This window comes from Natronomonas sp. EA1 (genome assembly GCF_051195035.1).
GTDB lineage: Archaea > Halobacteriota > Halobacteria > Halobacteriales > Haloarculaceae > JBNTJV01.
Genome location: NZ_JBNTJV010000008.1, coordinates 20,865 through 37,149, shown reverse-complemented (window position 1 = coordinate 37,149; position 16,285 = coordinate 20,865). Strand labels below are relative to the sequence as shown.

The following is a 16,285-nucleotide window of genomic DNA, read 5'->3' as shown; positions in this document are numbered from 1 at the left end:
ACGGCGGTATGTTCCACCCAAATTCCCAATGGGTGGAACACCAACGAACCGAGCGAAATGGGTGGAACACGCTCACGTCCAGCGATTTTTAACCTGCTATAGCGGGTGTTCCACCCAACAACCAACTAGGATAGAACGGGGGGTCCCCGTTGGGACCAAGGGATTGGATCGCGACGTACAGCAGAGAGCGTTCTGTGCTGGCTCAGAGCCAGTGAGAGCCATGCGAGGTGCTACGTGAGGATGAGTGACCCTATCGTCAACGAGCCGGAGGCGATTCCGGAGACGTTACGCGAACGCGACCAATGGGTGTGCTGGCGCGAAGAGAAACGGGACGGCAAACCGACGAAGATTCCGGTGACGCCAGGGGCAGGGGGGTTCGCGTCAGCAACAGAGTCGGAGAGCTGGGCGAGTTTCGAGGCAGCACTCGACTACAGCGAGACGGAGTACGCCGATGGCATCGGGTTCGTGTTTACTGACGACGATCCCATCGTCGGTGTCGATCTGGACGACTGCCGCGATCCCGAGACAGACGACGTCAACGACGCAGCGCTGGACATCATCGAACGACTCGACTCCTATACGGAGGTGTCACCGTCCGGTACCGGCTATCACGTCCTGATTACCGGCGAACTCCCCGACGGTCGGAACCGTCGCGGGAGCGTCGAACTGTACGACACGGCCCGCTTTTTCACCGTCACTGGCGACCACGTCGAGCGGACACCGACGCACGTTGCACGTCGGCAGGACGCGCTCACAGCGATTCACCGTGAGTACGTCCAGGGCACCGAGCGTGATACAGCCTCCGAGTCCGAATCGCGTGGTGACGCTGACGACCGGTCACCGACGACCGGTGCAGCTGACGTTGACGTCGACCTTGAAGACGAGGACCTCCTCGAGAAAGCGCGAAACGCATCGAACGGTGAGAAGTTCGAGCGGCTCTGGAACGGGAATACGGTCGGCTACGATAGTCAGTCGGAAGCCGACATGGCACTGTGCTGTTTGCTGGCGTTCTGGACCGGTGGTGACCGGACTCAAATGGAGCAGCTGTTCCGCCAGTCGGGATTGATGCGAGAGAAGTGGGACGAGGTCCACTACGCTGACGGGTCGACGTACGGCGAGAAGACCATCGAGCGAGCGATTGCGACCACGTCGGAGTTCTACGACCCGAACGCCGGCGACGATAGCGCAGATCCTCACGGCACACCTGACGGGATCGCAACTGGCGGGACGCCTGACGAGGCAGACCGGAGTCGTGCGTATCTGGCGGAGAAAAACCGCTTGTTGAGCGAGCGCGTCGACGAACTCGAAGCAACACTCGAACAGAAGACTGAGCGGATCGAGACCCTCGAAACAGAGATCGAGCGCCTCGCCGACGAACTCGCAGCCCGTGATCAGGAAACTGCGCAATCCCACGAGGAAGACTCCGGTACTGCGATCGAGACCGGTGATGACTCAGAGCCATCCTCTCTGTTGAGTCGATTCTTCGGTGACCAGTCCGAGTAGTGGCGCCGCTTCACCGCCATCCGAAAACCCCTCTCTCGAGCGTTCTGATTCTGCGAGCCGAGAAAATTAACCAACGCACTCGGTGTTACACGCTGTTTGTTGGTTAACTACACTCAATCTCGCCACTAAACGGGGGCTACCGCAGGATCCGGCAGTTCAGGAAACTATTCCTCGAAGTAAGAACTATATCCTTCGCCCTGCAATCCCACGTATGTCCGAGACAGACGCCACCGATGGGCCGCCCCCCTTCGAGGAGCCGTTCAGCAGCGACGACGTCGAACAACGCATCTACGGGACCATCCTGCAGACCCGCGAGCCGACGACGGCGAGCGCGATCGCCGACAGCGCCGACTGTGACCCCAAGACCGCCCGGAAGTATCTGGGGTGGTTCGACGACCTCGGTATTGTCACCCGACACGACGGCCATCCGGCTACCTACGAGCGCAACGATGCGTACTTCGAGTGGCGACGCACCAACCAGCTCGCAGCCGACCATTCCGTCGAGGACCTGCAGGATCGCGTTCGTGAGCTGACGACGCGTATCACCGAGTATGAGGAGGCGTACGACGCCGCGTCACCGGCCGCCGTCGATGCCGTCGCCGCCGCGGAGGGCAGCGACGAGTGGACCATCGACGACGTGTACAGCGACCTTGGTGACTGGGCGACCGCTCGCGAGGAGCGAGACCGCTACGAGCGCGCCCGCCAGCAACGCACGGGTGGCGAGCGCGAACAGGCATCCGGGTAGCCCGCTCGATGGTGCCACCGACAGGCGATGGCGGGAGCCCTGCCCCCATCGATCGTCCCATCCTCGAGTTCCTTCAGACGCGGCTCCAAGCGACGAGGCAGGTCTCCCACGCGGCCATCACGGATGCAAGCGGCCATTTCGAGCTTCAGGTCGTCTTTGCATCGTCATACTACCCAGCGCCCGTCGACGACGCAACCCTGACTGTCCGCTGGTACACGAACGACGACTTCACAATCCACTATCGTGAGTTACATTCGGGGCACACCTGGGAATGCCGATGGGATCGGCATCCGAACCCCCACAATACGCGCGACCACTTCCATCCCCCGCCCACCGCCCCGACGCCCGGTGACGATGACTCCTGGCCGACCGATCATCGTGATGTCCTGCGACTCGTCCTCGACGAGATCGAAGACCGGATTGCAGTACTGTGGGACGACTAGACGACTCCCCCGCAGTGGCGTTTATCGCGCCGACCAAGGGTGACGGCGCTCAGCGCGATGGGCACCACCAGGAGAGCCGTCGTGGTGTCCAGCCTGGTGTCAGCTGAGTGCAGTCACAGGTGAATCCATGTCGACGTTCAATAACTCCGAGACAGCGAGTGCATCGCCATCAGAGAACCACACGAGTCCACCCAGAGATACCGAGGATACAGAGCCACAGACATCCTGGCCAGACGATACGAGCAGCGAGGATGGAACGCCAACGCTCAGAATGAACCAATGTCCGGAGTGCGGGAACCGTCGCTTCGTCTCGAAACTCCTCGTGTACGAGGTCACAGGCTACGACGAGGGCGGCGAGCAAGAATTCCGCCGCCAGCACGTCCGAGCAGAGTTCGAATACACTTGCAGCGAGTGCCAGACGACACTCCGGACGCTTCCCGCAGAGCGCCGCGATTACTACGACGAAGTCGCGGTCCTCGAAACGGAACGGCGGGCAGCCCTCCATGATCAACTCCGCCAGCTGGGGAGGCGGGTTTGGCAGCGCCTTGCAGCGCGGACGACGTGGCTGGCACTCGGATTTGTTACACTCGTGACCGGGCTCGTGATCGCACTCTAACAGACCGACAGGGACCGACAGCAAGGGGTGGCTCACAGTAGGTGTTGGAGTAGCGTCATGCTCTCTTCCAACCAGGAACGAGGCTAGCTGAAGGCAGATCGCTGACGTAGGACATCGTGCCCGCACCGCAGGCGTGTTTATCGGCGCCAGGAGGCGTGAGGCGCGCTCGAAGCGCGTGCAAAAGAGTGAGTTCCTATGTCTGGTCAAGATACCATCGACGACACGACAGGCGACTACGACCGGCTCGAAACCGAACTCGTTGCACAGGACCAGGATGCGTCCCGAGTCGCGACGGCGGACATCGACGAGGCGACTGCCCGCCGTCTCGTTGGCGACCTCGTCGAGGACGATGTGGTGGCGCCGATCCCTGACCAACGCATTCTCGTCCACGAGCCCAGTAGCAAGCCCTTCGAGTCGATCACCCAGCTCGCCGTGTTCCATCGTGGCTGGCAGGCCGCCACCGACGCCGACGCGGAGGACAACTGATGCAACAGACGCTTTCTGGGTGTGCGTTCTGCGATTCGCCGCCCGGTGCAGAGATGGGCGAGGCGCATACGTGGGGGAAAGACGAACGGGTGACGCACCCAATCTGTGTCGACTGCGCCACCCAGACGCGGTCGGATCCCGACGAGCGCGACCACCACGCCTGCGACGGGTGTGGACTGGTCGTCGACGCCCTCGCGGCACTTACCCGGTTCCGCGTCGAACTCGGCCATCTCGAGGGGCCGCTCCAACTGTGTGCTCGCTGTAGCCCTGGTGGGCTCGCGACGTACTGGACGCGTGACCTCGAGGAGCATCTCGTGGCCGAGTGACGCTTGGCCGAGTGAGGCTCACATCGTACACACAAAAACGGCTAAGTGCGTTGGCTCACAATGTACACATCATGAGTACCGATAAGAAGCGCGTGCAGTTTCGGGCCCCCAATCGGCTCATCGACCGGGCCGACGCACTGGCCGCAGTCCTCGGGGAAGACCGAACAGATATCCTCGTGACCGCGCTTCGGGAGTACCTCCAAGACGCCGCTCACGACGACGCACTCACCCAGGAGATCGCTGCCGCCTATTACGACGATGAGATCACCTTCGAGCAACTCAAAGCGCTCGTCGGCGCCGAGGAGGCGGCAAACCTCCGAGTGTTGAAACAGCAGTTGGACGAGGACTTCATCGACGAGGTCGCCGACGCATAGATGTCGCGGCTTATCGCAGACGCCTCCGCCCTCGTGAGTCTCGGGATCGTTACTGACGACGATCCTGACCCACTCGCACTCTGTCTCTCCCGGTACGAGGTCGTCGTCCCAACGGCGGTCATCGATGAACTCCAAGAGATCGCCTCCTACGATGACGTCCATGGACACGCCGCGTCCGCCGTCCTCGACCAAACGGAGTCATTCACGACACAGTCGGTCGACCTCGATGCCGAGTTCCCCCTCGATGACGGTGAAAACGCGGCGGTCACGCTCGCGAACGATCTCGATGCTGCGCTCTTCCTCTGTGACGAGTTCAACCAACTTGGCTTGATCCACGCCTCGCTCGCTGATACTCGGCTCGTCACGACACCGACGCTGCTCTCGGTTCTCGTTCGAGCTGAACACCTATCAGCTGCCGATGCGCGGCTGCTCCTCGATGCGATTAGCGACGCCCGTAGCTGGGGCGCGAACAGTTACGTGCAGCGAGCTCGCTCATTGCTCAAGGAGCCCTGACACCGTAGAGGATACTTCGAAGTGAACAGAAATGCCCGATAACGACGCTCTCTACGACGTTCGTGAACGAACGAAGAATCCCGAGCACGCATCAGTTGATGACGTGGTCGAACTCATCCTCGAGCGCGCACAGCATCCCCGGACGGAGCACCGGGATGCACATCTCGACGAGATGATGGCGACTGTCGTCGACAGGTACGGGACCGATCCCATCCGCATCGTCGTTCACCGCGTCCTCGTCGACGGCACGCCTTTCCGGACCGCTACTCACGGCCTCGAAATGTCCAACGTCAACGGTGTTCGTATCGGGACGACCGCTGGCCAGTTCCTTACAGAATTGAACGCGCAGCACGACGATTGAACCCGACGTGAACGAGTCCCGTCTCCCGAGCACTGATGTGCAAGCTCTGTGCAAACGCCGAAACGGTTATGCGTCTGTGTGCAGAACTTGCACATAGAATGAGCGCAAGTGACGATCCCCGGCGGGTTCACTTCCAGTCGCCGGAGTACCTCGTCGACCGGCTGGATGCCATCGCCGATCTCTTCGACAAGGACCGGACAGATCTCCTCGTCGAGGCCATCCGCGAGTACATCGAAGACACGGCCGACAGCGAGACGTTCCAAGAGCTGGTCGCGACGAAGTACTACGACAACCAGCTCGAGTTCGAGACGGTCAAGCAACTGGTCGGCGCCGAGACCGCCCAGCGACTCCGTCTCCTCAAAGCGGATCTCGAGGACGAACCTCTCGATCTTGCTGCGCCCGACGACGTCGACGTCTACGATGGGGATGTGACGACGGTCGACACCGCGGTCGACGACGATCGATGAGCGGTCCACGGCTGCGAACAGTCGTCGCCGATACGAGTGCGCTCGTCAGTCTCGCGGTGCCCCGTGCGGATGCAGCGGTCGGGTCCGACGTTCCGGACCCGTTCCAGTACCTGCTCACCTCCTGTGACGTGGTCGTCCCTCTGGAAGTAGTCGAAGAACTCCGCGACATCACGCAGTATCAGGATATCCACGCCGCTGCGGCGAGTAACGTCCTCGCGGCCCGTGGCCACTATACGGTCGAAGATCCGTATGCGCGCGAGGATACCCCGGCCGCGCGACCGACGTTCGGGCTCGATGACGGCGAAACTGATGGCATCGTCCTCGCGAACGCGCTCGACGTCGACGGCTTTCTCACCGACGAATTTGGCGGCACGAACTTCCCGCTCATCCACGCGGTGCTCGAAGGGCCGCGTATCGTCCCGACACCGCGTCTCATCTGTGATTACGCCCGGAACGGCCACATGACCCACGAGGAGACGCGAACGCTACTTCGCGTGATCAGCCCCCACCGGAGCTGGGACAACAGCCCGTACGTCGCCCAGTTAGTCGCGCTCCTGGAGGAGTAGGTTCAGTCAGCTTCGAGGTCACGAGCGTCAAGTTCGCCGGCGAGATACTGCTCTCCCGTTCGCGTGATATCGTAGACGCCGTTCCCGAGGTGGACGAGGAGGCCGTATTCGACCAGCGTCTTGCAGCGGGCATTGATGTGTTGGCGGGAGAAGCGAACTCGATCGCTGTCTGCCATTTCCTTTGGGGTATCGGGGCCGGCTTCAGCAAGATGCTCTAGAATGCGGTCATCAGCGCGAGACATCCAGTCGGCGTCAAAGCGCATAATCGCTTCTGGTTGCGCCGACGCTATCCCGAACGCGCTAAGTCGATTAGAAAAGCGATACGCTCCTGTAGTTGACTCCCAATGTTTTAACGGCTCCCCACCCTACTCTACGAGCATTGAGATGGACCAGTCCTCACCACAAACCCTCACCGTGGAGATTATCGAGACCCTGGAATCGTGTGGAGTGGACCGCGACCAGTACCAATTACACGACTATATCGATGTCGAAGCAGTTGAGCAGCTGGTAGCCGGATCCAGTGGATCAGTCGAGGTTCGTGTCACTGTCGAGGGGATTCAGCTCGCAGTTACAGGCGATGCTGTCGAAATCGTCGATCCCCAAGGCGGACACGCGGAGGACCAATAGCATGCCATCCGTGGAATATCGACTTCCGAACGTTCCAATTCCGGGTGTAGCTGGTGTGAGGCGTGCAATCACGTACGTTCTCCAATCAGGCAAATTATGAACCTAGAACCTGCTATACCTTTCAGATGAGGGATTGGTCTCGGGCGGTGAGTCAATGGTCGGTCACCATCCTTGGAGCTGTACTCCTTCTGCTCACACTCGCCCGAACCGCGACTGACACCGACGATCCCATTATCGACCTCACTGAGGTAGCGCTACCATTCGTCGTCGGCATCGGGCTCATCGTCGGCGGGATATGGCTCGCCAGAACGACTCCAACAGCCCGTGTCAGACAGCTTTCGAAGTGGACGCTGGGTGGTGGCATCGTCGGCGTAGCTGTCAACCTCTGGTTCGTCTTCATCATCTCGCTGGAACAGGTCCCGTCCGGGGAACCGATCGTGTTGAACCTCAATGGCGCTGGCATCTTCATGGCCGCCGGTGTGCTTCTCGGCTACTATGCGACGGGACTCCAAGCACGGGAACACCAACTCGAACTTTCAGAACATCGCTTCCGGGCGCTCACGGAGAACTCGCCGTTTGCGGTCATCTCAATCGACGAAACGAGTACAATCCGCTACGCGAACGACGCGACCGAAGCCCTCTTCGGCTATCCCACAACGGATCTCGTCGGCGAACCGCTGACGAAGCTGATTCCGGCCCGATTCCGTGAGGCGCATCTCGAGGGGCTGTCTCAGTACCTCTCTGACGGTAGGCGAACTGTCGACTGGGATGGCCTCGAATTGGCCGGCCTGCGCGCCGACGGCGAGGAATTCCCCGTCGAAGTCAGTTTTGGCGAATACGTCGTAGGCGACGACCACCTCTTTACGGGCGTTATTCAGGACATTTCCGACCGAAAAGCAGCCGAGGAGCAGCTTCGTGACCACACGTCGAAGGTCACACAGTTACACGAGGTCGCGACCGAGATCACCAGGGCAGCATCCAAAGAAGAGGTGTACCAACGCACTGCAGACGGGGTCGTTGACGTCTTCCCGGCCGCTGTTGCCCGCGTGGCGATTGCGGACGGAGACCAGCTCGTGCCGGCCGCCAGTTCGGACCACGAATCCCTCGAGGAGTGTCAGCCCATATCCGCAACTCTCGGATACGCGGGGCAGAGCTACCAGTCCGGGGAAGTCCTCCGACTCGACGATCTAACGGATACGCGCTCAGCAGCACAGTCCCCGGTTCAGGACAGAGAGTCACTTCCGGACGCGGACCTAGCGGAGCCACAAGCGCTGTTAAGTATCCCTCTCGGGGAATACGGGGTCGTGCAGGCGTTTGCCCACGAGCCAGCAGCGTTCTCCGAACGTGATGAAGAGGTCGCCGAGATGCTCGCGACGCATGTGACGACAGCTCTCCAGCGCATCGAGGCCGAGGCGACTATCCGACGCGAACGCGACCGGCTCGAAGAGTTCGCCAGTATCCTCTCGCACGACCTCCGTAATCCCTTGAATGTTGCCCAAGGTCGGTTGGAACTCATACAGAGGACTGGCGAACTAGACCACGTCGAGGCCATCGACCGCGCGCTGAATCGGATGGAACGGCTTATTGAGGATATGTTGACACTCGCTCGCGAAGGCGATGCCGTTGGTGAGACGGAACCGGTTGCACTGCGCGCGGTCGCTAATCAAGCCTGGACCAACGTCACAACCGAATCCGTTTCGCTCGAGATCGAGTCGAGCGTCCAGATCGACGCGGATCGTAGTCGACTCATCCAGGTGTTCGAAAACCTGTACCGGAACGCGATCGAACACGGCGGCGAGGGGGTCACAATTCGCGTCGGTGCCCTCGACGGCGGCTTCTTCGTCGAAGATACCGGTCCCGGTATTCCGGCGGCTGAACGAGACGATGTCTTCGAGAGCGGGTACACGACCAACCAAGACGGCACCGGGTTCGGTCTCGCGATCGTCAAACGCGTCGTCGAAGCTCACGGGTGGGAGATTGAGGTCACCGAGGGCACTGACGGCGGGGCCCGGTTCGAGGTTTTAGGCACCTAATCCAGTTCAATATTGAGAGCGTGAGGAGACGGGTGCGAAAGCCCTCGGCGGCTCGACGTCCCGCGACCGCCGCTGCGCGCCTCGTTGCTGCGGTGCTTGCGGGGCCGGGGGACGGCCGAGACGGCCTCGCCCTTTCTGAGTCCGCCAGGAGGCGGGTTGCTCCGGAGTCGATTTCGCATAGTAAGATTTCGGTCTGCAGCTGGGTCTACCACCAACAACTAACTCCAGCAACTGAGATATTCCCTCAGTATGCCAAATGGAGGGCACCAACGACGGGCAGATGAGGAGGAGCTGATTGACGCCGTCGAAGATGAGGGGTGGGAGTATTACGCTGATCCCCCAGACTGGATCGTCGAGAGCGCGACAGCAGATGGCGTCGACCAGTCTGCTGGGTTTGACGCTGATCGGGAGGTCTATCAGGGAGACAACTATGTTTATCTCGCAGTTTCGTCCGTTCATGGGCGGGACATTCACGTGTTCTCACAGCAGAAATCGGAGTACTACGAAACCACCTCCGAAGAGGGAGTGTGTCCCAACTGTCAGGCGTATGTCCGCCGATACGACGAGGATGACTATCTCACGTGCCATCGCTGCGGGTGGCAGTACAAACCGTTGAAAGAGCGGCTTCGAAATCTCTTCTGACCGATTCTGGTTTCGGTGAGTACGTAGCGGCCCGCCCCGCTCGCCGCTGCCGCCCTCCGCGTCGCTCGCGACCGACCATTCCGGGCGTGCGGGCGCTCTCCACACCGCCCGCGCCCGTTCCGGGCTAAAGTGCATGTGCCCTCGGCGCCAGCGGGTAAGCGCGAGGGGTTGCGCGGCGTGGCTGCTCACCCCCCACGCTTACTCCGCTGGCCGCTCGCTCCGGGCGGGTCGGCGCGCGGTGCTGGTTGGGGCCACCTCATGCAGGCGCGCTCTCGCTCGCGCCCGGTAGGGCGCTCGCGAAGGCGCGAGCGAGAGCGCGCAGATGGTTCTGTCGGTCGTTGTCGTCGGAAAACCGCGATGTGGTAGCATCGCGGTGTCGGCGCGTGAGCGCCTTCAGTGGTACCTTGGAGAGATACCAATGTCCAGTAACAACGCTAGCGGAAAGGTCGTTTCGGTCGATGAACAGGCATTCGAGAACGCGGGCGGTCAGGCGGTCGATGAAGACGGCTTCCCAGTCGTCGACGAGACGCCGGAGTTCGAGGCGGCGGTCGAGCAGGAGACGCAGGCGAAGGTGGATGCGAACCATCCGGACGGGATCGCGGACACGAGCAAGGATCGGATTCACGGTGTCACCCTCGAACAGGAAGAGCGCATTCGGGCGCGGGAAGCCGAACTGGAGCGCATCAGTGCCCAGGCCGAGCTGGGCACGCAGGACGGTCGCGAGCAGCGCACGCGAGAGGTCGTCAGCGAGCAGTGTGGTCGTGACGAGCCGGCGCCGGCGGAGCGCACGGATCCCCGGGAGAAGCTGACGCAAGACGAACTCGCGGCGGTCAACGAGCAGGCAATGCGGATCAGCGACGAGGTGAAGGGCGGCTGGTCGAGAGCAGTCGTCGCGAAGCAGCTGGCCGAGAAGGTGCAGCGCGGGCGGGACGTCACGAAGGCGGTGCTGGAGACCCTCGAGGAACTGAAGGCGGCGCCGGGGGCGATCGTGCCCATCGCGGACGTGCCGGACGTCCCGGTCGGTGAGGTGACGGTCGAAGGCACAGTGAGCGAGCTCTGGGATCCCAGTTCCCCAGCAATCGCCCAAGTCGGACTCATCGAAGACGAAAGTGGACGTACGAAATTCACGATCTGGGAGAAGAGCAAGAAGACGGTGGTTCGAGAAGGGCAGACAGTCCGGTTCAGAGCGGTCAAGAAAAACTGGTACCAGGGACGGTGCAGTCTCGCCATCACGGGCTGGAGCAGGATCGAGTTCCCAGAGCGCGGTCGGTGGTGGGAAGAATAGCCAACTGACGCAGCCTTCTTTTTTGCTGTGTGCCGGACCGACCCAGACCCCACCGCCCCACCCTCCGCTCCGTGCTCGCTCCCAAGGGTCGCTGCGCGCGCAGCCACGACCTCGGGTGTCGGTCTGAGATTTATCCCAGAAACCGGGGGAAACGGTGCGCGACCGGGCGTGTTTGTCCGACCCCACGAGGGGTGCGGGCGTGCCCAACGCTCGGAACTACGCATGAAAGTCGAAGGAGACTACACATGCGACATCTGCGGGGAATCGTTCGAAACGAACGTCGAGATTGCCGGCCATATGCGTTCTCATCAGGTATCGATACCTGCTGAAACGATCATCGACGAACTACAGCGACTAGCCGAAGAGAAAGGGCGAGTTCCAAAACAATCGGAGATCGAAGAAGAGACTGAATTTACAAAAGGCGCAGTGCGCTCAACGTTTGGGAGCTGGGACGAGGGATTGGAGGCTGCCGGACTTGATTCTCGAACGAACGGATATAGCGACGCAGAGATTATCGAGGAGCTACAACGAGTCGCCAGCCAGATCGGCCATTCGCCCTCACGAAATGAGTGGCGAGAGTTGGGGCGTATCTCAGCCAACGCTGTCCAGGCTCATTTCGGGTCGTGGAACGAGGGTCTCAGAGCAGCCAACTTAGAGACGACCACACAGCAGACCGCCACAAAGGAGGATGTCATCAAGGCGATTCAGAACCTCGCCGCAGACCTCGGACGGCCACCGAAGGCCCAAGAGATGGAACAGCACGGAGCGTGGTCGGTGAAAGTGGCCCAACGGTGCTTCGGCCGCTGGAATCGCGCGTTGCGCCGTGCAGGGTTCGAACCCCACAAACAATGGAGTGTCAGTGAAGAACAGCTCAATCGGGAGATCGAGCGCCTAGTCGATGAGCTAGGCCACGTTCCATCAACTATCGAGATGCGTGACTCTGGTCGCTACTCAGTTGGATCCTATGCCCGCCGGTATGGGACCTGGCAAGACGCCATCGAAGCGGCCGGGTTCGAGTATCCCGGACGTCCAAGCGGCCCAGACCATCCGCTCTGGAAGGGCGGCTACGGAGACATTTCGTACGGACCGAACTGGTACAGACAGCGCAAGCGTGCGCTGGAACGGGACAGCTTCGAGTGCCAGATGCCGGGCTGTCCGATTGACCGCGAGACCCACCGGGAACGCTGGGATCGTGACCTGAACGTCCACCACATTACGCCGCTTGGCGCATTCATCGATGCCGACGGCGTCCTCGACTACGAACGGGCGAACCGGCTTGAGAACCTGATTACGCTCTGTCAACGCCACCATACGATGTGGGAGGAGTTCGCACCGCTTCAGCCCGATATTCGCTAACCGACTCCGGTGGTGTTTCTCGCCCCCTGCGATGGGTGGCGGGGTCATTAGCAATCTCGTCACACTATGACCGACGACACGACACTCACGGCCCGTGAACGGCTTCGCATTCACATTCGCGAAGCTCGCCGAACGACCGACTCGCCAATCGTCGAGGCACAGTTAGCGGCTGCTCAGGATGCTTGGAACGACCTGCCGCCTACACCCCTTCGGGAGTGTCCCATCTGCGGAAGGATGGGGCTCCCGGAACGGATTCAGCAACATGATTGTGATTGATCAATATTATCTAGTAGACATTTTACTCGAATTGTGGCTTCCTCCACGATAGAATATCTCTTCACTCTCTTTTCGGTGCTTGCGATAGGAGCTGATTCCCCATTCTACAGCATCCTCTGAGCTGGTCGTAATTGTCCCAAGCAATCGCATTGAATCGTCATATACGCCCAGACACAGAGTTTTGTCCTCGAGGATCACCATCCCAAACGGCAATTCATTATTAGTTCGTTGAAGGGTACAGGAACTACTCTTCATGCACGCTTTCATCTCATCAGGGAATGTGGTCCAAAGTTCATTTTGCACGTCCTCGGTCATAAGAATCTCTACAGTTATTCCTCCATCTTGGAGCCGTGAGACAAGTTCGGTAGTGATAGAGGGATAGACAACAGGCGCAACGATTTTGACTACCTGTGCTTCTCTAATGAGTTCAGCTACATGGTCGATAGGTCGTTGTGGAAGCGTCCCGCTTGCTTCCCGAACTTCAGCATCCTTCAGAAGAGCAAACGGAGCCTCAGGCGGGAGATACTGACCAATAGGTTCAGCATAGGCCAAGCGTTCAGCCAATTGGTATACCTGGAGGGCAAATCTACCAAACTGCGTTAGCTGATAATCACCGACATGCTCTTTGACGTAACCATCATCTTTGAGAAGACGAATATCTCGATCAACCGAAGACCGAGATTTATCCGCTTTATTTGCAATTTCACGGCTGTCAGAGTGTCCTTCTTCAAGGCTCTTCAGGACATCTCCTCTGTGTGCAAGGTGATTTAACAGCTCCGCTACTCGGGGACCGGACATAACCGGAAGTTTAAATTGAAACTGGATAAATCTCTCCCCTCTTCGAATCGAATTTTGTATTATCCAATAGAGTGGTTGGCTATAATTACCGGATGCGTATTAGCAATATTGTGGTGCTTATGAACAAAGTCTCCTCCACTCATCGTGTTGGTTTGACTAAATAGATAGCGAAATAATATCCCCATACGTTCTATTTGGTGGGTGTTAACCCATGACAGAAGACCAATCTCGGCTCGAATCAGTCCGAGTAAACAGGGGAATGGACCGGCGAAAGTTCATGAAATCACTCGGAGCCATCGGTATCTCTGGAGCAGGGCTCAACACGGCCATCGGGAAAGCTCAAGCCACTCCTAGCAGAGATCGTGTTCAAATCGTCACTCATCGGTCGAAGGGAGAACCTGTTCGGACTAAACAGGTTCCAAAAGAATGGTTTGAACAGAAAGAGCGAGCACGTCGAGGACAGCAGTTACTCTTCAACCGCCTAGAAGAGTCATCCGGAGTCCTGGGAGTAGGTTACGGTCCGAGCAACGCAGCTGTCGACAATTATCGATTTTTCGAAGTCAGAGTTCATGTCGACCGTTCTGAGGGAACTAATGCGGACATCCCAGAGGAGGTCGATGGAGTGCCAGTTGCCATTACACGCCGGGAAGAATACCAAGACACCTACTATAACGGAAACTACGATCCGGTTCCAGGAGGCGTTGAACAGAATAGTTCGTCGGGTACTGCCACCTCGACTGCGAGAGTGGACTACGGTGGCAATCTCTATCTAATGGGTGCGCGTCACCTGTGGGTCGATGATCCGAATGTACAGGATAGCTGCTCTACCCAAGATCCAACAGGTGAAAACGCCTATCAAAGTGACGACTACTACGGACACGTAAAACACCACTTCCAGGACTACGACGCCGCTCTCACAAATATTGAGGCTGATGATCAGGAAGGACAACCGCAGCGCGATGGTTTTACTGACACGATTGTCGACGAAAACGGCTATATCGAGGGATATGTGGATAGTAACGGTATTGACGATATGATGGCGAATAATCTCGAAGTCCGTAAGCGCGGCATCACTACCGGTCCAACCACGGGCGTAATCGAAGAATACTTGGACAATTACTGCAGCACGAGCGTCACGAGACGCAGTCTTCTGCATGTATCCAACGAGCAACAATCCGGAGATTCTGGTGGGCCAGTGTACGACCGTGACTACTTTGAAGGAAATTACTACCTCTTCATGGTTTCTCTTGCCACCCAAGCAACGGGAGCCTCAGAGGCTGTCGGTTCAACAGCCCATTCAATGGCAAACAACCTTGGGATTCAGTGGAAGACTCGGTAGTTAATCCGGAAGGGTGGCTAAGTACCACCCTCCAAGAGTGAGTAATATGACGAAGACCCCTCCAAGCAGGAATGCGATCTCGGGGAGTGCGAGAAACTGAACAAGGTTGTTGATAACCGACACAGGATTTGAGGGAGCTGTATCCGTGTCAACGATTGTTTCTGGCCTAAGGTTACGAAGTACCCAACCAAAGAGGAAACTCGCAATACCAAGGATTCCAGTAATTCCAAGTGATTGTTTGAGAATCTTGCGCAGAGATCGTTTCTCGTTCGTATTGCCGGCAAATAATATAATCGAACTACTAGTCGGTGCGTACACATTCATTTCACGCCCTCTATCTGAATACCAGATATCAATAATTTCTATGAGTCCAGCCTCCTCAAGCTTATCAAGGTGGTACTTTGCGTTTTGGACCGACATATCGAGTGATTTTGCGATATCGCTCGCTGTCTGCGGTTCCTCATAGAGCAAATCAAACATTGAACGAGCCGATTCAGAAGATAGCGATTTGAATATTTTTTTCGGCAGAATCGTCATTAATTTCGACTAGTTTCGGATTTTGGTCGTCTACCCGTGTCGAAGGCCGATAAGGAAATATTCCTGACATACTGTGCTCAAACACTCCTTGTTTGAGATCCACGATATGAACTAAAATCAGTGTTGGCCAAGCTAAAGCGGTTGTTTGAACCTGGACGAGTCATAAGTACGTGTTGCTCGTATCTGTGCCCATGCGCCGCAGAACAGTCCTCGCTGCACTCGGGGCCACAACATTCGGTGGCTGCCTCAGCCAAGCGGAACAGTTAGCAAATCAGAAAACGAAGACCATGACCCAACAGACACCCCCAGAATGTGATAGTGACTTGTCGCTGCTCACTACCGATCTGGATCAAAAATATACAATCAAGAAAGGAACGAACGAAAAGTTCTCATTGAAAATAGAGCCTGCCTCAGTTAACCTTGGTCAGGATATCTCGATCCATTTGAAAAATATATCCTCCGAGTCGCAGAGGACTGGATCTCGTGATCATTACGCAATTCAAAAGAAGGATAATGACGAGTGGAATCACATTTTTTCGACGAAAGGTAACGTGCTTCTAGATGCCCAAGCAGTCGATCACGACCCAAGTGATGGATTCACTTGGGAGTTCACTGTGTCTCCAATCGGGCTTTCAACCGGTCCATATTATGTTTGCAAAGAATTAAAACCCGGCAAGTATCGATTTGTCTACTTCGGGCTACCCAATAATGCAGCACTTGAAAGTGCCTTTGAAATCTCGTCTGAGTAGTATCACTTGGCTGAACACACTTCCCGAACCGATTATTTTGGGATTTGCTTCGGTGACTCGAATACCTTGAAACAATAAAGTGGCTTGTATCCTGAGTAGTAAATTCTTGCTGAAGACAGCGGTCTGATTCGAGAAACGTCTCCTACTACCGGTGCAAGCACCTCAACCCTGCGTTGAGTCTATTGTCCCCTCGATGGGTGAGGGGCTCGCTGTACTGGCGGGTTCCCTGAACACGGTGAGAAC

General features: G+C 58.1%; 21 protein-coding genes. 18 read left to right on the top strand and 3 right to left on the bottom strand.

Annotated features, from left to right (window positions below):
* The first annotated feature begins 240 nt into the window (after nucleotides 1–240).
* The 11 genes from ACQUQR_RS17265 to ACQUQR_RS17215 all read left to right on the top strand — a co-directional run bounded on the left by ACQUQR_RS17265 (nucleotide 241) and on the right by ACQUQR_RS17215 (nucleotide 6,400).
* Nucleotides 241–1,503, top strand: coding sequence for a phage NrS-1 polymerase family protein (locus ACQUQR_RS17265; RefSeq protein WP_435197631.1), 1,263 nt, complete (start codon nucleotides 241–243; stop codon nucleotides 1,501–1,503).
* 211 nt (nucleotides 1,504–1,714) lie between these two features.
* Complete coding sequence (locus ACQUQR_RS17260; protein WP_435197630.1) at nucleotides 1,715–2,248, top strand: DUF7342 family protein; 534 nt, start codon at nucleotides 1,715–1,717, stop codon at nucleotides 2,246–2,248.
* 8 nt (nucleotides 2,249–2,256) lie between these two features.
* A complete protein-coding gene (locus ACQUQR_RS17255; RefSeq protein ID WP_435197629.1) occupies nucleotides 2,257–2,691 on the top strand; it encodes a hypothetical protein in 435 nt (144 codons plus the stop codon).
* Between the two features lie 127 nt (nucleotides 2,692–2,818).
* Nucleotides 2,819–3,307 (top strand): hypothetical protein, encoded by a 489-nt coding sequence (locus tag ACQUQR_RS17250; RefSeq protein WP_435197628.1) that lies wholly within the window; start codon nucleotides 2,819–2,821, stop codon nucleotides 3,305–3,307.
* 195 nt (nucleotides 3,308–3,502) lie between these two features.
* Nucleotides 3,503–3,793, top strand: coding sequence for a hypothetical protein (locus ACQUQR_RS17245; protein WP_233340853.1), 291 nt, complete (start codon nucleotides 3,503–3,505; stop codon nucleotides 3,791–3,793).
* Nucleotides 3,793–4,119, top strand: a complete 327-nt coding sequence (locus tag ACQUQR_RS17240; RefSeq protein WP_277525352.1) for a DUF7558 family protein — start codon at nucleotides 3,793–3,795, stop codon at nucleotides 4,117–4,119. Before ACQUQR_RS17245 ends, ACQUQR_RS17240 begins: the two co-directional genes overlap by 1 nt.
* A gap of 71 nt (nucleotides 4,120–4,190) precedes the next feature.
* Nucleotides 4,191–4,493 carry a hypothetical protein gene (locus ACQUQR_RS17235; protein ID WP_310909231.1) on the top strand — a complete coding sequence of 101 codons (303 nt, stop codon included), beginning with the start codon at nucleotides 4,191–4,193 and terminating at the stop codon, nucleotides 4,491–4,493.
* Nucleotides 4,494–5,006, top strand: coding sequence for a hypothetical protein (locus ACQUQR_RS17230; RefSeq protein ID WP_435197627.1), 513 nt, complete (start codon nucleotides 4,494–4,496; stop codon nucleotides 5,004–5,006). It begins immediately after the preceding gene.
* A gap of 31 nt (nucleotides 5,007–5,037) precedes the next feature.
* Nucleotides 5,038–5,367, top strand: a complete 330-nt coding sequence (locus ACQUQR_RS17225; RefSeq protein WP_435197626.1) for a hypothetical protein — start codon at nucleotides 5,038–5,040, stop codon at nucleotides 5,365–5,367.
* 98 nt (nucleotides 5,368–5,465) lie between these two features.
* On the top strand, nucleotides 5,466–5,834 hold the full coding sequence (locus tag ACQUQR_RS17220) for a hypothetical protein (RefSeq protein ID WP_435066336.1): 369 nt from the start codon (nucleotides 5,466–5,468) through the stop codon (nucleotides 5,832–5,834).
* Nucleotides 5,831–6,400: a hypothetical protein gene (locus ACQUQR_RS17215; protein ID WP_435197625.1), complete on the top strand. Its 570-nt coding sequence runs from the start codon at nucleotides 5,831–5,833 to the stop codon at nucleotides 6,398–6,400. The genes ACQUQR_RS17220 and ACQUQR_RS17215 overlap by 4 nt, the downstream gene beginning before the upstream one ends.
* Before the next feature lie 2 nt (nucleotides 6,401–6,402).
* On the opposite strand, the gene ACQUQR_RS17210 is transcribed toward ACQUQR_RS17215, so the two are convergent.
* Entirely contained in the window at nucleotides 6,403–6,663 is a 261-nt protein-coding gene (locus ACQUQR_RS17210) for a MarR family transcriptional regulator (protein ID WP_435197624.1), read from the bottom strand.
* A 121-nt stretch (nucleotides 6,664–6,784) separates the two neighbouring features.
* Here ACQUQR_RS17210 and ACQUQR_RS17205 point away from each other — a divergent pair, with 121 nt between their 5' ends.
* From ACQUQR_RS17205 to ACQUQR_RS17185, 5 genes are all read left to right on the top strand, one after another.
* Entirely contained in the window at nucleotides 6,785–7,027 is a 243-nt protein-coding gene (locus ACQUQR_RS17205; protein ID WP_435197623.1) for a HalOD1 output domain-containing protein, read from the top strand.
* A 146-nt stretch (nucleotides 7,028–7,173) separates the two neighbouring features.
* Nucleotides 7,174–9,060, top strand: coding sequence for a PAS domain S-box protein (locus ACQUQR_RS17200; RefSeq protein ID WP_435197622.1), 1,887 nt, complete (start codon nucleotides 7,174–7,176; stop codon nucleotides 9,058–9,060).
* A 249-nt stretch (nucleotides 9,061–9,309) separates the two neighbouring features.
* Nucleotides 9,310–9,702 carry a hypothetical protein gene (locus tag ACQUQR_RS17195; protein WP_435197621.1) on the top strand — a complete coding sequence of 131 codons (393 nt, stop codon included), beginning with the start codon at nucleotides 9,310–9,312 and terminating at the stop codon, nucleotides 9,700–9,702.
* Between the two features lie 418 nt (nucleotides 9,703–10,120).
* On the top strand, nucleotides 10,121–10,987 hold the full coding sequence (locus ACQUQR_RS17190; RefSeq protein ID WP_435197620.1) for a DNA-binding protein: 867 nt from the start codon (nucleotides 10,121–10,123) through the stop codon (nucleotides 10,985–10,987).
* A gap of 222 nt (nucleotides 10,988–11,209) precedes the next feature.
* A complete protein-coding gene (locus tag ACQUQR_RS17185) occupies nucleotides 11,210–12,343 on the top strand; it encodes a homing endonuclease associated repeat-containing protein (RefSeq protein WP_435197619.1) in 1,134 nt (377 codons plus the stop codon).
* A 282-nt stretch (nucleotides 12,344–12,625) separates the two neighbouring features.
* Here ACQUQR_RS17185 and ACQUQR_RS17180 read toward each other — a convergent pair whose 3' ends face one another.
* On the bottom strand, nucleotides 12,626–13,417 hold the full coding sequence (locus ACQUQR_RS17180) for a helix-turn-helix transcriptional regulator (protein ID WP_435197618.1): 792 nt from the start codon (nucleotides 13,415–13,417) through the stop codon (nucleotides 12,626–12,628).
* A 211-nt stretch (nucleotides 13,418–13,628) separates the two neighbouring features.
* Here ACQUQR_RS17180 and ACQUQR_RS17175 point away from each other — a divergent pair, with 211 nt between their 5' ends.
* Nucleotides 13,629–14,756 carry a hypothetical protein gene (locus tag ACQUQR_RS17175; RefSeq protein WP_435197617.1) on the top strand — a complete coding sequence of 376 codons (1,128 nt, stop codon included), beginning with the start codon at nucleotides 13,629–13,631 and terminating at the stop codon, nucleotides 14,754–14,756.
* On the opposite strand, the gene ACQUQR_RS17170 is transcribed toward ACQUQR_RS17175, so the two are convergent.
* Complete coding sequence (locus tag ACQUQR_RS17170; RefSeq protein ID WP_435197616.1) at nucleotides 14,757–15,236, bottom strand: ArsR/SmtB family transcription factor; 480 nt, start codon at nucleotides 15,234–15,236, stop codon at nucleotides 14,757–14,759.
* Nucleotides 15,237–15,484: 248 nt separating this feature from the next.
* Here ACQUQR_RS17170 and ACQUQR_RS17165 point away from each other — a divergent pair, with 248 nt between their 5' ends.
* The gene (locus tag ACQUQR_RS17165; RefSeq protein ID WP_435197615.1) at nucleotides 15,485–16,042 is read left to right on the top strand and encodes a hypothetical protein; all 558 of its coding nucleotides are present in this window, start codon (nucleotides 15,485–15,487) and stop codon (nucleotides 16,040–16,042) included.
* Nucleotides 16,043–16,285 lie beyond the last annotated feature (243 nt).

What these genes read in the sequence shown, in the direction of transcription:
- ACQUQR_RS17205 (WP_435197623.1), top strand. Translation starts at nt 6,785, where the DNA reads ATGGACCAGTCCTCACCACAAACCCTCACCGTGGAGATTATCGAGACC.
- ACQUQR_RS17210 (WP_435197624.1), bottom strand. Translation starts at nt 6,663, where the DNA reads ATGCGCTTTGACGCCGACTGGATGTCTCGCGCTGATGACCGCATTCTA.
- ACQUQR_RS17180 (WP_435197618.1), bottom strand. Translation starts at nt 13,417, where the DNA reads ATGTCCGGTCCCCGAGTAGCGGAGCTGTTAAATCACCTTGCACACAGA.
- ACQUQR_RS17195 (WP_435197621.1), top strand. Translation starts at nt 9,310, where the DNA reads ATGCCAAATGGAGGGCACCAACGACGGGCAGATGAGGAGGAGCTGATT.
- ACQUQR_RS17170 (WP_435197616.1), bottom strand. Translation starts at nt 15,236, where the DNA reads ATGTTTGATTTGCTCTATGAGGAACCGCAGACAGCGAGCGATATCGCA.
- ACQUQR_RS17230 (WP_435197627.1), top strand. Translation starts at nt 4,494, where the DNA reads ATGTCGCGGCTTATCGCAGACGCCTCCGCCCTCGTGAGTCTCGGGATC.
- ACQUQR_RS17235 (WP_310909231.1), top strand. Translation starts at nt 4,191, where the DNA reads ATGAGTACCGATAAGAAGCGCGTGCAGTTTCGGGCCCCCAATCGGCTC.
- ACQUQR_RS17260 (WP_435197630.1), top strand. Translation starts at nt 1,715, where the DNA reads ATGTCCGAGACAGACGCCACCGATGGGCCGCCCCCCTTCGAGGAGCCG.
- ACQUQR_RS17220 (WP_435066336.1), top strand. Translation starts at nt 5,466, where the DNA reads ATGAGCGCAAGTGACGATCCCCGGCGGGTTCACTTCCAGTCGCCGGAG.
- ACQUQR_RS17255 (WP_435197629.1), top strand. Translation starts at nt 2,257, where the DNA reads ATGGTGCCACCGACAGGCGATGGCGGGAGCCCTGCCCCCATCGATCGT.
- ACQUQR_RS17215 (WP_435197625.1), top strand. Translation starts at nt 5,831, where the DNA reads ATGAGCGGTCCACGGCTGCGAACAGTCGTCGCCGATACGAGTGCGCTC.
- ACQUQR_RS17245 (WP_233340853.1), top strand. Translation starts at nt 3,503, where the DNA reads ATGTCTGGTCAAGATACCATCGACGACACGACAGGCGACTACGACCGG.
- ACQUQR_RS17190 (WP_435197620.1), top strand. Translation starts at nt 10,121, where the DNA reads ATGTCCAGTAACAACGCTAGCGGAAAGGTCGTTTCGGTCGATGAACAG.
- ACQUQR_RS17240 (WP_277525352.1), top strand. Translation starts at nt 3,793, where the DNA reads ATGCAACAGACGCTTTCTGGGTGTGCGTTCTGCGATTCGCCGCCCGGT.
- ACQUQR_RS17165 (WP_435197615.1), top strand. Translation starts at nt 15,485, where the DNA reads ATGCGCCGCAGAACAGTCCTCGCTGCACTCGGGGCCACAACATTCGGT.
- ACQUQR_RS17225 (WP_435197626.1), top strand. Translation starts at nt 5,038, where the DNA reads ATGCCCGATAACGACGCTCTCTACGACGTTCGTGAACGAACGAAGAAT.
- ACQUQR_RS17265 (WP_435197631.1), top strand. Translation starts at nt 241, where the DNA reads ATGAGTGACCCTATCGTCAACGAGCCGGAGGCGATTCCGGAGACGTTA.
- ACQUQR_RS17175 (WP_435197617.1), top strand. Translation starts at nt 13,629, where the DNA reads ATGACAGAAGACCAATCTCGGCTCGAATCAGTCCGAGTAAACAGGGGA.
- ACQUQR_RS17250 (WP_435197628.1), top strand. Translation starts at nt 2,819, where the DNA reads ATGTCGACGTTCAATAACTCCGAGACAGCGAGTGCATCGCCATCAGAG.
- ACQUQR_RS17185 (WP_435197619.1), top strand. Translation starts at nt 11,210, where the DNA reads ATGAAAGTCGAAGGAGACTACACATGCGACATCTGCGGGGAATCGTTC.